Below are 14075 nucleotides of genomic sequence, written 5' to 3'. Positions count from 1 at the left end.
TTCCTCTACTTACGTCCTTGTAAGCGTGATGATGTATTACGAATTGACGATATCTATAGCGTTCTGTTGTGCAGCCTCTTCGATGTCACGAATTTTCAGCACCATCTCTTCGTTTTCCTTCAGCCATTGCGAGATGCGCTTGAGGTACTCCTTGTTGGTTTTTTCCACAATCTTTGAAGATTGCTGACACTTGTAGTCGGTCACAGCAATATTTAGTTCTTCTGTATGAGGAGATTGGCCGGGCAACCTATACTGACCAAGTTTTTCTTCAACCTGTTGCGCTAGATGCTCAGGTGTTTCAGCAGTGAATCCCGTTTTATCTGTAATGCAGGCCTTGTAAGCACTCGTTTCTTTCCCAGCAGCGTCAAAGATGTCTTCAATTGTTCCTTCTTGCTCACCGGTTTTCATCTCATTGATGAAGTTTTTATAGCGGGTAGCATTTTCTAATGAGCCATAAATTTTTTCCTCTGCAACAGATACGCACCCGTCTGTTCTTACGCTAACTACTACGCCCGATGACAACGTGATATCTGAAGTTGGACTCTGAGACGAGCCGTATAGAGCCGATTGCTGTTCAGCAGTGAGTGACGAAGATTCCTTGTAAGTGCCGGGGTAGCCATCTCTGGCTGCATCTTCAGAGGTAAATATTCCGCTAATCCCTAGAAGCGATGAGCGCTGTGAACTTTCAAGCCCTTGCGCTTGGGGAACACCTCGTTGCATAAGGCATTGCTCAACCAACTGTTTATAAGCTGCCTCAATATCTGGGTTCGGAGTGCTGTAGTTATTGATAATTTCTCGAGTTTGGGGGTGAACCTCACCCACTCCGGTGTTTGCACCACAAGCAGTCAGTACCAAACAGGCAGTAGCAGTTAGTATCCGCTTCATATTTACCTCTCTTGTTTGTGAGACAGACTTGTCAGAACAGCAAACGTGCCTCGAAACAATAATTAACTACCTCCGGTCAAAATGATCGATGACATCGTTTGCTCTACCAAGATACGAATATGACGCATTGTTATTGAAGTAGAACACTTCAGCAGATGACCATGCGTTGATAACATTGCGACCAGACCAGCACCTATCACCATTGATACCGCAATCTTTTGGGGTGAACTCATTGCCATGAGATTCCCCTTTCATGATTCGCTCATGCAAGTGTCACTTCACTATTGAAGTGACACTACAAAAGTAACTCGAATCACAAAAAGAATCAAGACCTTCCAGAAAATTTATTTCATCGCTACAGGTGCCTTAGATACCTGCCCGGCGCGTCCAGAAATGTTTTCCAATGCATCAGCATTTCAAGATCTTCAACATTCACCGGGCGCATACCACACCCACCAACCTCAAGGACGCGCGCACCCGGCACCTGCATGAGCAGCGGCGAGTGCGTACACAGGATTACCTGGTGCCCCGCTTCAAGGTGTTCCATTATCAAGGCGATGAGCCTTAACTGACCGTTAAAAGAAAGCCCCGACTCGGGCTCATCAAAAATCCACAAACCACCGCGAGAACGAGCAGCCTCAACCATCTCTAGAACAGACTCACCGTGGGACTGCCTAAAATAACGCGGTGCCATGTCAGACCCAACACGCACCCGATAACTCACCAACGAGTGAACCGTCTCAGCCCGAAAAAACAACCCCTCGCGGGATTTCGCCGCACCCCGCACCGGCTGCAGCCACCGAGCCAGCAAAGACTCACCCTCGGCACTCTCACGCTGATCCCATGACGTGCCACCCTCAACAGGCAAGCCGTAGACAACCGCCAGAGCTTCTACCAGCACAGACTTGCCAGCCCCATTCTCACCCACGATGACCGTCAGCGGCGCGAAATCTAGCCCCTCAGCAAGCACAGCCCGAACACTGGGCACCGTGAATGGCCAACGGTCGCGGGAGAGCGCGTCCGCCCCGTTAACAGCGCACACAGACCGCAAGGCGAGGGTAGAAATAGTCATAAGTCCATACTACGTTCACCCTCATATAACAGAGACAGGTAGCTGATAATAGAAAAACGCGTTCAGTATTCTCGCCGAACACGTTTAGAAAAGAATAGCGATAGGAGCAGATATGTCGTTGCAGGACATATAGGTTCCCTATTCTCCGAAAACGCGAGGCCACTTCTAGAGACAAACACCCATAAACAAAAAACCCAGCCACACAGTGACTGGGTTTTTTATAAAATTAGCTCGGCGATAACCTACTCTCCCACACCCTACCGAGTGCAGTACCATCGGCTCGAAGAGGCTTAGCTTCCGGGTTCGGGATGGATCCGGGCGTTTCCCTCTTGATATAATCACCGAAACGTGGAGGCGAGGGGACTCGAACCCCTAACCCCCTGCTTGCAAAGCAGGTGCGCTACCAATTGCGCCACGCCCCCGTAATAAAGAGCTGAATCTCTATTTAGTTAAGTGAATCAGTTGATTCATTCCAAGTAGCTTTCGCTTCTTGGTTTTCCTTGACCTTGCGAGCCGCAATGAAACTTACCGCACCAGCCATAGCAATGACTATCAGTTTCTTCATCGTGACCCCTTGAGCTTTCGGAGAGTGGGCGTACCAGGACTTGAACCTGGGACCTCTTCGTTATCAGCGAAGCGCTCTAACCGCCTGAGCTATACGCCCTCCATTCCGCAGCGGAACGAAATACAACTCTACACAGGTTTCACCCTCTTGCCAAATCGAAAGGCGGTGTTATGCATCACAAGCCCCCCAGGGGTTGCGTAAGCACTACCCGTAAAGCACACAGCCCGCGCCCGGAACACCTTTTCAGACGCCCAGGACGCGGGTTGTACAGCTTGAATCCAATGTAACGTTTAGTCGTCGGTGAGGGTTACGCCAATACCGCCCACGAGCTTGGCAGCTACGTTGTACAGCATGGCAGCAATAACGCCCAACAAAGTCAGCAAGACAACGTTGAACACCGAAATAATAGTTGCAAACAAAGCAACCTGCCCCAGCGAAAGAATCTGATCAATCTGAATATTGTTGCCGGTAGTACCCAGCAAGCTAATAAGCTCATTCAAACCATCAAAAGCACCGGTCGTCTGCATAACCAACCACAGAATAACGGTGGCAACCACAGTCACAATACCCAGGGCAACAGAAAGCAAGAAAATCAGCTTGGCAACTGACCACGTATCAACCTTGGCAACCACCAGGCGAGCGCGGCGCACCTTCGACCGGGGGGCAGGGCGTACCAGCGGTTTGTTTCCTCGAGTTGCGGTGGGGCGGGGCTGCGGTCGGGCAGCACCCTTACGCGGCGCGCTTGAGCTCTTAGGCGCTGAAGCGTTGGTGCTCACTAGTTACCTCCGTGCTGGGCAGGTTCAACCGCGTCAGCGGTGTTTTCATCTGTTTGATTATCTAACGGTACTTCATTTTCTGCGACCTCAGAGTTTTCTGCGGTGTTTTTTTCAGCACCGTTTTCGCCCTCTTCACCCTCAGCTTCCTCTTCAAGCTGGCGGTCGTGATTACGTGCCACGCCCACAATCTGATCGCCAACTGAAGGCTTTGCGAAGATGACGCCCATAGTGTCGCGCCCCTTCGCGGGAACCTCTGACACTGCGGTGCGAACAACCTTGCCGCCCTGCATGACAACCAGTACCTCATCGTCCTCAGAAACAATCAAACCACCCACCAAATCGCCGCGATCTTCGGCGAGTTTGGCAACCTTGATGCCCAAGCCACCGCGTCCTTGAACGCGATACTGGTCAACCTGGGTGCGCTTAGCGTAGCCGCCCTCGGTTACAACAAAGACGAAGGAATCATCGCTAACGACATTGGCGCTGAGCAATTCATCATCATCGCGGAACTTCATACCGGTTACACCGGAGGTGGCTCGACCCATCGGACGCAGTGCCTCATCGGTGGCGGTAAAACGCAGTGACTGCCCCTTGCGGGAAATCAGCATCAGATCGTCCTCAGCTGAGGCAAGCATTGCTGATACCAACTCATCACCATCACGCAGGTTGATAGCGATAACGCCAGCAGTACGGTTGGTGTCGTAGTCAGAGAGCTTGGTCTTTTTAATCAGACCGTTCTTAGTGGCAAGCACCAGGTAAGGAGCATCCTCGTAGGAGGAAAGTTCCATCACCTGAGCGATTTCTTCATTGGGTTGGAAGGCTAACAGGTTAGCAATATGCTGACCTTTCGCGTCGCGTCCTGCCTCCAGTAACTCGTATGCCTTGGTGCGGTAAACGCGGCCAAAGTTAGTGAAGAAGAGAATCCAGGTGTGCGTGGTAGTCACGAAGAAGTGATCGACCACGTCATCACCGCGCAAAGACGCGCCCTTGATGCCCTTACCGCCGCGGTGCTGGCTACGGTACTGGTCGCTACGGGTTCGCTTGACGTAACCGCCGCGGGTAATCGTCACCACGACTTCCTCTTCAGGAATCAAATCTTCCATCGACATATCGCCGTCATAACCCATAAGAATCTTGGTGCGACGGTCATCACCGTAACGGTTGACGATATCGCCCAGCTCTTCAGAAATGATCTGACGTTGACGATCCTCTGAAGCGATAATGGCGTTATATTTGTCGATCATGCGCATCAGCTCGTCATGGCGATCCTGAATCTTCTGACGCTCCAGAGCAGCCAGACGGCGCAACTGCATGTTCAAAATAGCCTGAGCCTGTGACTCATCAATATCAAGCAGCTGCATCAAACCGGTACGCGCTTCATCAGCAGTGGGAGAGCGGCGAATCAGGGCAATAACCTCATCGAGCGCATCTAATGCCTTAAGCAGACCGCGCAAAATGTGCGCCTCTTCTTCAGCCTGCTTCAAACGGTACTTAGTACGGCGAACAATAACTTCCATCTGGTGGTTAACCCAGTGACGGATGAAAGCATCGAGCGACAGTGTGCGGGGCACACCGTCCACAATCGCCAGCATGTTCGCAGAGAAGTTCTCCTGCAAGGAGGTGTGCTTGTAAAGATTGTTCAGCACCACCTTCGCCACAGCATCGCGCTTGAGCACAATAACCAGGCGCTGACCGGTACGGCCAGAAGTCTCATCGCGCAAATCAGCAATACCGCCGATTTTGCCGTCCTTAATAAGCTCAGCAATCTTGATAGCAAGGTTATCGGGGTTTGCCTGGTACGGCAGTTCAGTGACCACTAGGCAGGTGCGACCCTTGATTTCCTCAACATTGACCACCGCGCGCATAGTGATAGAACCACGACCGGTGCGGTAGGCATCCTCAATACCCTTATGACCCAAAATAGTTGCGCCAGTGGGGAAGTCCGGGCCCTTAATGCGGGCAATCAGAGCCTCAAGCAACTCCTCGTTGGTAGCCTCGGGGTTCTCCAAGAACCACTGCACACCGTCGGCAACCTCGCGCAAGTTGTGCGGCGGAATGTTGGTTGCCATACCCACAGCAATACCCGATGAACCATTCACCAAGAGATTAGGAATACGGGCAGGCAAAACGGTAGGTTCCTGCGACTTGCCGTCGTAGTTATCCTGAAAATCAACGGTGTCCTCGTTGATATCGCGCACCATTTCCAGGGCGATGGGAGCCATCTTAGTTTCGGTGTAACGGGGAGCCGCAGCCCCATCGTTACCCGGTGAACCGAAGTTACCCTGCCCCAAAGCCAGCGGGTAACGCATGACCCAGCTCTGAATCAGACGCACCAGGGTGTCATAAATAGCCGAGTCACCGTGCGGGTGGTACTGCCCCATCACGTCCCCCACCACGCGAGCGCACTTGTTGAAAGAACGCTCCGGACGGTAGCCACCGTCGTACATCGCGTAAATAACGCGGCGGTGTACGGGCTTCAAACCGTCACGAACATCGGGCAGTGCGCGCCCAACAATAACCGCCATGGCGTAGTCCAAGTAAGAACGCTGTATCTCGCCCTGCAGGTCGACCTGCTCCACACGTCCGGCAACAATAGCGCCTTCTTCATTGACGACAACGCCCTCAAAGGGTTCTGAGCTGTTAATAGTTTCGTCGCTCATGTTCAATTCCTTACGTCTCTCTTCTTCAATACCTAATATTCTTCATCAGCTATATAGCCGGTTTTTCACACGAAAAACCCTTAGATATCAAGGAATCGAATGTCCTTAGCGTTCTGCTGAATAAACTCACGACGCGCCTCCACGTCTTCACCCATCAGCACAGAGAAAATCTGATCAGCGGCAGCAGCATCGGTCATGGTCACCTGCAGCAGGGTGCGCTTCTCGGGATCCATAGTGGTTTCCCACAGCTCCGAGTAGTCCATCTCGCCCAGACCCTTGTAACGCTGAATGCCGTTATCCTTGGGCAGGCGCCAGCCCTTTGCCTGACCGGCGCGCAAAGCCTCATCGCGCTGCGCGTCCGTATACACGTAATCATGTGGCGCGTTCGACCACTTAAGACGGTAGAGCGGAGGCTGTGCCAGGTACACGTAGCCAGCTTCAATAAGCGGACGCATGAACCTAAAGAGCAGGGTCAGCAGCAAGGTGGTGATGTGCTGACCGTCGACGTCAGCATCAGCCATCAAAATTACCTTGTGATAGCGCGCCTTTTCGATATCGAACTCATCACCAATGCCGGTACCGAAAGCGGTAATCATCGACTGAATTTCGGAGTTGGAGAGGGCGCGGTCAATGCGAGCGCGCTCAACGTTGAGGATCTTACCGCGCAGGGGCAAAATCGCCTGGGTTACAGGGTCTCGACCCTGCACCGCTGAACCGCCCGCGGAGTCACCCTCCACCATAAAGATTTCAGAGATGCTGGGTTCTTTCGATGAGCAGTCCTTGAGCTTACCGGGCATAAAGCCTGATTCGAGCAGACCCTTGCGGCGGGTGGTCTCGCGTGCCTTACGCGCAGCAATACGAGCCTGGGACGCGGTAATAGCACGGCGGATAATCTCTTTAGCAGTGCTGGGGTTACGCTCAAACCAGTCACCCAAGTGATCCATCATGGCGCGCTGCACAAAGGATTTCGCTTCAGAGTTACCCAGCTTGGTCTTAGTCTGACCCTCAAACTGAGGTTCTGAAATCTTGACCGAGACAACCGCGGTCAGACCCTCGCGAACGTCCTCACCGGTGAGGTTATCGTCCTTTTCACGCAGTAGCTTGTTCTCGCGGGCGTAACGGTTAATCAGGGTGGTCAGTGCGGTACGGAAGCCCTCTTCATGGGTACCGCCCTCGTGAGTGTTAATGGTGTTGGCGTAAGTGTGTACCGACTCTTTATAAGAAGAAGTCCACTGCATCGCGACCTCAAGGGTCATCACACGCTCGGTATCTTCACCCTCAAAGTCGATAACCTCTTCATTCACCACGGTCAGATTCTTGGACTCATTCAAGAACTTCACGTAGTCCAACAAACCGTTTTCGTAGAGGTAGGTAACGGTCTTGTACCCATCGTCGCTTGCGCCCACCTGGTTCAGGGGAATTTCTTTAGCGGCTTCGTCATCGCCAGCAACCTCGTCCTTTTCAAACTGCTCACGCTCATCAGTAAGAGCAATGGTAAGACCCTTGTTGAGGAACGCCATCTGTTGAAAACGCGCACGCAGGGTTTCAAAATCGAAATCTACGGTCTCAAAAATTGAGGCATCGGGGTAGAAAGTCTGAGTGGTACCGGTTTCATCGGTAGGCTCACCGCGGATGAGCTGCTGGTCAGTGTGACCGCCGTCTTTGAAGGAGATATTCCAGGAGTACCCCTGACGGCGAACCTCGGTCAGCACGCGCGTTGAGAGCGCGTTCACCACAGAAATACCAACACCGTGCAGACCACCGGAGACAGCGTAACCGCCGCCGCCAAACTTACCGCCGGCGTGCAGAATAGTCATGACGACCTCAACGGTGGGCTTATGCTCGGTAGGGTGTTCGTCTACAGGAATACCGCGACCGTTGTCTTTAACGCGCACCGCACCGTCTTTTTGAATGGTGACATCAATGCGATCGGCATACCCTGCCAGCGCCTCATCAACGGAGTTATCGACCACTTCGTAGACCAGGTGATGCAGACCGCGCTCTGTAGTTGAGCCGATGTACATACCCGGACGCTTGCGAACGGCTTCGAGACCTTCAAGAACGGTAATGTCACTCGCGCCGTATTCGCGCGGTGTTTCTTCAGTTGCCACTGTTTTTCTCAGGCTCCTTGTGCTTAGAAAGGCGCCCCAAACTCACAGCCACTTCTACACTGCTTGAAAACTGCCAACTGCCAGCAGTTATTTCAGGTACCGAGCAGTCGCTTAAACGTGATCGTTTTCAGCTTCGAAAGAGAAGGGCGCGCAGAGCGCACGATTACCTCTTACTCTACCGGATTGAAAGGGGTAAGTCCCGCTTAAAAGCCCGTAAATGCGGTTTTTAGGGCTTGACCCCCCGTAGCTGTAGGTCAAGACCTTTTGAGTCCTCAACACATCTGGCGGCTGTTTTTTCTTCTTTGGATGTTCGCGGTGGCTCACGGAGGCTCTCGCGAGGGTTCTGCCGTCCCATGCACAGAGCACCGCGAGCGCGCTCTATACAGGCACGTACGCCATCTACCCGTAGGTATCTCGCGGCCCACGCATACCCGGTGCAACGCGGCGTCCACGCTTCCATGAGGGGGTTTCAGGCCCAAATACCTGGATTTTCTGCACCACCCCCGCCCCCAGCTCACGCTCAAACACTTTGAGGATTTCATGAGTCATCATGCGCAAGTTCACTGCCTGCGGTGTCGTTTGACACTCAATCACCACCGTGGAGTCATTAAAGCTCACAGGACGCGCATAGGAGGCAAGGTGGGCACCCACCAGCTGTTCCCAGCGTGCCAGAACGCTAGAGACTGCAACAGGCTCCTTCCACCCGCGCGAAGCGATCATGGTTTCCATGAGTTCGGTGAGCGGTTTGGGGTCACGAGCACTCTTGCTGGGCCCCGAGTAACCCCCCAGTAGGCGGGGATCATGGGCATAAAAAGATCGCTTGCGCTTAGACCCCGGAGTGGCACTCATCGCCGCACCAAAATCCCGGATCAGCTTCTTTGACGCCGCCTTATTCAGACGTCCTTCTCCGCGAGCTGTCGCGCTGATACGCAATCTGTTGAGCAAAGCATGGGGCGCATCGACCTCATCTTCATAGCGATGCGGGTCTACCGGCTGGCTCATGGGCGCTCCGAAGCCTCGTGTTCATCTGTCGGTTCGCGGTGTTGGTTCTCAGGACGCGCAGGTTGCGCCTCAGCCCGCGGGGAGGGAGTGAGCGCGTCCACCTTCTGCGCCTCACCGGTAACCACCTGCACCAAGCTCATATTTTCACGCAGAGCAGCGGGTATATCGGTGTCAACGGCGCAGGTAATCAGTACCTGCTCGGCACCGGCAACAATTTCACCCAGGCGGGTTCGGCGGGCGGTATCGAGTTCAGCAAAAACATCATCGAGCAAGAGAATAGGGGAGGCACCGGGGGAGGAGTTGTCACTCACATGCACGTACCAAGAGGCAAGGCGCAGCGCCAGAGCATAAGACCAGGTTTCACCGTGGGAAGCGAAGCCACGAGCCGGAATACCACCGAGTTCTAAAATCAGTTCATCACGGTGGGGCCCGACAAGGCTCACTCCGCGTTCTAGTTCTTCCTTCTGCTTTTCGCCCAGCGATTGCAGCAGTGCGCGCTTGAGATCTTCTACGCTCATGAGCGCTGCCCTATCTATGACAGTGGCGGTCACAGGGGGCAGGGCGACCGATTCGTAGGTGAATTCCACAGTCTTAGCACCGTCGGTCATCTCGCGATAAGCGCGCTGCAACTGAGGCAATAGCAGAGCCAGGACGCGCAGACGCGCCTGTACCAAGTGGGCACCGGCGTCCGCCAGCTGTTCATTCCAAATACGTAATGTATTGAGGTCTGTTACATCAGCCCTGCGGGAGCGCATGGATTTCAAAAGGGAGTTGCGCTGACGCAACACCTTTTCATACTCACTGCGGTATATATTGACAGCAGGTCGCAAGGCTACCGCTAAATCATCAATGAAACGACGACGGTAGACAGGTTCCCCCTTGATTAGCTGCAGATCCTCAGGAGAAAACAAAATCGTGTGGTTAATGCCCAGTGCTTCGCGAGCGCGGACGGGAGCTGCCCGGTTGATGCGTACACGGTTGCTTTTGCCCGGTGCCAGTTCGAATTCCATGATGGTCTGTTGCCCGCCGCGCACCACCCTGGTGCGAATATAGGCGCGATCCGCGCCCACCCTCACCAACGGGGAATCATTACTCACGCGGTGTGATGAAAGCTGGGCGGTGTAATCGACCGCTTCTAAAATGTTAGTTTTGCCCACCCCGTTAGAACCCAAAAAAACGGTAACACCGGGGGTGAGGGCGAGGTTCAGCAAAGGGTACGTGCGAAAGTTCATCAACGAAATATGGTCGATGTACATAGCACGTACCCTCTCTTTCAAAGATGTTGCTGCGCTTTATACCCAGTGGGAGACTACCGGGGTATTTCGCCTAAGCAAGTGGGCAATCACAGCGAAGTTGCGGTTACTGGTTGGGTAAGCGTACCGGCATGAGCAGGTAACGGTATTCCTTAGAATCTTCACCCAGCGGATCCTCCTGTGCTGAGAGCACAGCGGGCTTGGGGGGAGTAGTGAAGGAGAAACGTACGAACTCTGAGCCGAAAGCGTTGAGACCCTCTGACAGGTAGGAGGGATTGAAGGCCACGGTGATGTCTTCACCGGTGAGCTGCGCATGAATCTGCTCGGTAGCCTGCGCGTCCTCGCCTGTGCCTGCATCTAAGGTTAGCTGACTGTCAGTGAAGGCAAGTCGAACGGGGGTGTTGCGTTCAGCAACCAATGAGACTCGACGAACGGCTTCGAGAAGATCCTGGGTGCGTACTACCGCGTGAATGGGGGTGTTCTCAGGGAACAGGGCGCGAATCTTGGGGTATTCACCGCCAACCAGCAAGCTGGTGGTGCGGCGTGAGCCTGATTCAAAGCCGATAAGTTCTTGAGAACCAGAGAGTGCCAGGTTCAGATCACCGGCTGCACCCAATGTTTTGGCGACTTCGCTCATGGTTTTTGCCTTGACAAGCACAGCCGTTGAAATGTCGCTGGATTCCGGTGACCAGGTCAGCTCACGCATTGCCAGACGATAACGGTCGGTTGCAAGCAGGGTGATGGTGTCGCCCTCAATTTCCATGCGGATGCCGGTGAGAATGGGCAGGGTGTCATCTTTGGATGCGGCAACGCCCACCTGCGCGACAGCGCGTGCGAAGGTGTGACCATCGATGGTGCCCGAGATATTGGGAAGAGCGGGAAGCTCCGGGTAATCGGCAACGGGCATAGCAGCCAAATTAAAGCGTGAGTTTCCGCAGGTCAGGTGAACTTTAGAGTCTACGACCTCGAAGGTTACATCGGTACTTGAAGAAGGCAGTGAACGAGAAATATCAGCCAGTAGACGACCCGACACCAGCGTGGTGCCTTCGGTTTCAACCTCAGCCTCGATGGTGAGCTTGGCGCTGGTCTCGTAGTCGAAGCTAGCAATAGAAACTGCTCCGTCTTCAGCCTTAATGAGCAGACCCGAAAGTACAGGCACTGGGGGACGAGGGGAGAGGGAGCGGGCAGTCCAGCTAACAGCATCTGCCAATACACTGCGATCAACAACAAACTTCACGCCAAATACCCCTTACACGGTGAACTTTCCGGCTACAACAACGAATCTATTTCAAGAGCAGCAAGCTCGATGTTTCAGTCTACCCGATTAAGGGGGTCAGAAAAGTTTGTAATTACCTAAATTTCTATCTCGACCCCTAGCAGTCACAGCCGAATCATGTAATTACGAAAAATCCAATCCCTACACCCCCGATGAACCAGGTAGCGCAGCACAGAATTTGTTATTTGGCCTTTTCTTTAAGGAATCGTAGTGTTAATAACCCCTGTGGATTCTGTGGAAAATCCCAGCTGAGCCCGCGAATCCGCGGAAAATGCCTGTTGATGGTGTGTGGAGAAAACTTAGTATCACTGTGCATGCATTGTGAATGGATATTTATACATAGGGAGCCATCCACACTCTTTGAATAAATATTCAAGAGTAGTCCACATTAAAGACCTGTGGACGCACACCTTATCCACAGGGGCCACATCACTACTTCTGGGTCCGCTGCTCCTGCTTAATGCGGTTCGTCAGATCGGTCACCTGATTAAAAATCGTGCGTCGCTCCGCCATCAGAGTGCGAATCTTACGATCTGCATGCATCACGGTGGTGTGATCGCGTCCGCCCAGCTCTTGCCCAATACGCGGCAATGACATATCGGTGAGCTCACGCAAAAGATACATAGCAATCTGCCGAGCCGTCGTCAGCGTGCGAGTACGCGACTTCGACTTCAAATCATCGAGAGTGACATCAAAATACGTAGCTGTAGCCGTGAGAACTTGCGATGCCGTAATCTCAGAAGCACCATCGTCCGTAATCAAATCCTTGAGCACCAGCTCAGCCAGCGCCCGATCAACACCCTGCTTATTAAGCGATGCAAAGGCAGTGACGCGAATCAGCGCACCCTCCAGCTCACGAATATTGGTGGAAATATTCGAGGCGATGTACTCCATCACGTCATCGGGAACATTCAGATTCTCGTTCTGAGCTTTCTTACGCAAAATCGCAATGCGGGTTTCAAGCTCTGGCGGCTGCACATCGGTAATCAAACCCCACTCAAAGCGCGAGCGCATGCGCTCAGCAAAACCGGTGAGCTGCTTCGGCGGCATATCCGAGGTGATCACCACCTGCTTCTGGTGGTTGTGCAGGGCATTGAAAGTGTGAAAGAACTCTTCCTGCGTGTGCTCTTTGCCCGCGAGAAACTGAATATCGTCAATCAAGAGCATATCTACGTTGCGGTAAATCTGCTTGAAAGATGACCCCTCATCATCACGAATGGAGTTAATGAAATCGTTGGTAAATTCTTCAGAGTTTACGTAGCGTACGCGCAGACTGGGGTAGAGGTGCTTGGCGTAGTGACCGATAGCGTGCAACAGGTGGGTTTTACCCAGACCCGAGTCGCCGTATATGAAGAGTGGGTTATATGCCATGGCGGGAGTTTCTGATACCGCGAAAGCTGCTGCGTGAGCAAAACGGTTGGACTGACCGATGACAAAAGTATCGAAGGTGTACTTGGGGTTCAGACGCGCTGAAGATTCCCACTGGGCTGTGGACGCACCGGTTGCCGACGGTGCGGACGCGGCTGGTTCAGGTGCGGGTTCTGCGAGAGGTGCCTCTTCGTGCTGGGGGGCATCTGATTGCGGTGTATCTGATGAAGGAACATCCAGGGCAGAAGAATCAACATGCGGGGTTTGCGCCGCAAAATTAGGCGAAGACATACCCTGTTCTGCCTCTAAATCTTTGAGCGAGGGCAGGGTTCGCTTCGCCTGAGCATTGGAGCGGATCGCAGGCTCGGGCTGTACCTCTGCCACCGGTTCGAGGGGCTGTTCCTGCTGGGTAGGCACTGTTGCTGCGGTATCAGCGGTGAGAGCGGGGGTAATTGGCTCCGTTGAAAGACCGGTATCGATCACAAAAGCCTCGGAGGTACCTGCCCCAAAGGCTGTATCTAAGGCGTCCTTGAACTCAGCTTTAATGTGGTTCTGAAAAACATCGCGGGTGAGTTCGTTAGGAACAGCAATTAGCAACACGTTGCCCATGTGTGCCTGGGGTTGCGCTAAACCCACGAACGCCTTCCACCGCTGACTGATTCCTGAGTGTGAACGCAACAAACTGGTCGCATGCGCCCAACGCTGCTTCAGATCGTCATCGAGGTTCTCAACCATGGCTCACCTTTAATTCTTCGAAAAACTTTTTGAGGCTAGTCCACAAGCAGCGCACCGAATATCCACACAACTATACACAGGGTGGAAAACTTGTGATTTACCTGGGGTAAGTCGTGGGGATACCGTGAGCAAAGCCTGCAAAAATCCGCGAAAACTTGTCATTTGTGGATGTTGATAGCTTGCCTGTGGATAACTTCCTTCCAGCATACGTGAAATTACAAATATCCACACCTGTTGATGACTCTGTGTATACAGCCTGTGATTAAAACGAGTACTCCCTAAACTTGACCCCACTACCAAAAATCTTCTAGAGTTGTCCAGTCGTATGTGTACAGGACTGTGCCCAATTTACTCGGTGTTAAAACCAAGAAA

Annotated in this window: 10 protein-coding genes, 2 tRNA genes and 1 rRNA gene; all 13 read right to left on the bottom strand. The window is 53.0% G+C overall.

The window, feature by feature from the left end; genetic code table 11:
* Nucleotides 1-36: 36 nt before the first annotated feature.
* The 13 genes from JR346_RS00060 to dnaA all read right to left on the bottom strand — a co-directional run bounded on the left by JR346_RS00060 (nt 37) and on the right by dnaA (nt 13703).
* Nucleotides 37-885, bottom strand: coding sequence for a hypothetical protein (locus JR346_RS00060; RefSeq protein WP_205482461.1), 849 nt, complete (start codon nt 883-885; stop codon nt 37-39).
* 355 nt (nt 886-1240) lie between these two features.
* Nucleotides 1241-1957 carry an AAA family ATPase gene (locus JR346_RS00055; protein ID WP_205482460.1) on the bottom strand — a complete coding sequence of 239 codons (717 nt, stop codon included), beginning with the start codon at nt 1955-1957 and terminating at the stop codon, nt 1241-1243.
* 229 nt (nt 1958-2186) lie between these two features.
* Nucleotides 2187-2303 (bottom strand): 5S ribosomal RNA (rrf, locus tag JR346_RS00050).
* A gap of 3 nt (nt 2304-2306) precedes the next feature.
* Nucleotides 2307-2379, bottom strand: a tRNA-Ala gene (locus JR346_RS00045).
* A 23-nt stretch (nt 2380-2402) separates the two neighbouring features.
* On the bottom strand, nt 2403-2522 hold the full coding sequence (locus JR346_RS10325; RefSeq protein WP_239478981.1) for a DLW-39 family protein: 120 nt from the start codon (nt 2520-2522) through the stop codon (nt 2403-2405).
* A 25-nt stretch (nt 2523-2547) separates the two neighbouring features.
* Nucleotides 2548-2621, bottom strand: a tRNA-Ile gene (locus JR346_RS00040).
* 191 nt (nt 2622-2812) lie between these two features.
* Nucleotides 2813-3298: a DUF3566 domain-containing protein gene (locus JR346_RS00035; protein WP_204877765.1), complete on the bottom strand. Its 486-nt coding sequence runs from the start codon at nt 3296-3298 to the stop codon at nt 2813-2815.
* Nucleotides 3298-5958 carry a DNA gyrase subunit A gene (gene gyrA, locus JR346_RS00030; protein ID WP_205482459.1) on the bottom strand — a complete coding sequence of 887 codons (2661 nt, stop codon included), beginning with the start codon at nt 5956-5958 and terminating at the stop codon, nt 3298-3300. The genes JR346_RS00035 and gyrA overlap by 1 nt, the downstream gene beginning before the upstream one ends.
* A gap of 80 nt (nt 5959-6038) precedes the next feature.
* Nucleotides 6039-8069, bottom strand: a complete 2031-nt coding sequence (gyrB, locus tag JR346_RS00025; RefSeq protein ID WP_204877767.1) for a DNA topoisomerase (ATP-hydrolyzing) subunit B — start codon at nt 8067-8069, stop codon at nt 6039-6041.
* 399 nt (nt 8070-8468) lie between these two features.
* Nucleotides 8469-9071, bottom strand: a complete 603-nt coding sequence (locus tag JR346_RS00020; RefSeq protein ID WP_240333960.1) for a DUF721 domain-containing protein — start codon at nt 9069-9071, stop codon at nt 8469-8471.
* The gene (gene recF, locus JR346_RS00015) at nt 9068-10327 is read right to left on the bottom strand and encodes a DNA replication/repair protein RecF (protein WP_204877768.1); all 1260 of its coding nucleotides are present in this window, start codon (nt 10325-10327) and stop codon (nt 9068-9070) included. Before recF ends, JR346_RS00020 begins: the two co-directional genes overlap by 4 nt.
* A 103-nt stretch (nt 10328-10430) precedes the next feature.
* Nucleotides 10431-11561 (bottom strand): DNA polymerase III subunit beta, encoded by a 1131-nt coding sequence (gene dnaN / locus JR346_RS00010; RefSeq protein ID WP_204877769.1) that lies wholly within the window; start codon nt 11559-11561, stop codon nt 10431-10433.
* A gap of 471 nt (nt 11562-12032) precedes the next feature.
* Nucleotides 12033-13703 (bottom strand): chromosomal replication initiator protein DnaA, encoded by a 1671-nt coding sequence (dnaA, locus tag JR346_RS00005; RefSeq protein ID WP_205482458.1) that lies wholly within the window; start codon nt 13701-13703, stop codon nt 12033-12035.
* Nucleotides 13704-14075 lie beyond the last annotated feature (372 nt).

The organism is Rothia sp. ZJ932, from assembly GCF_016924835.1.
Taxonomy (GTDB): domain Bacteria; phylum Actinomycetota; class Actinomycetes; order Actinomycetales; family Micrococcaceae; genus Rothia.
This window is presented reverse-complemented; position numbering and strand designations above follow the sequence as displayed.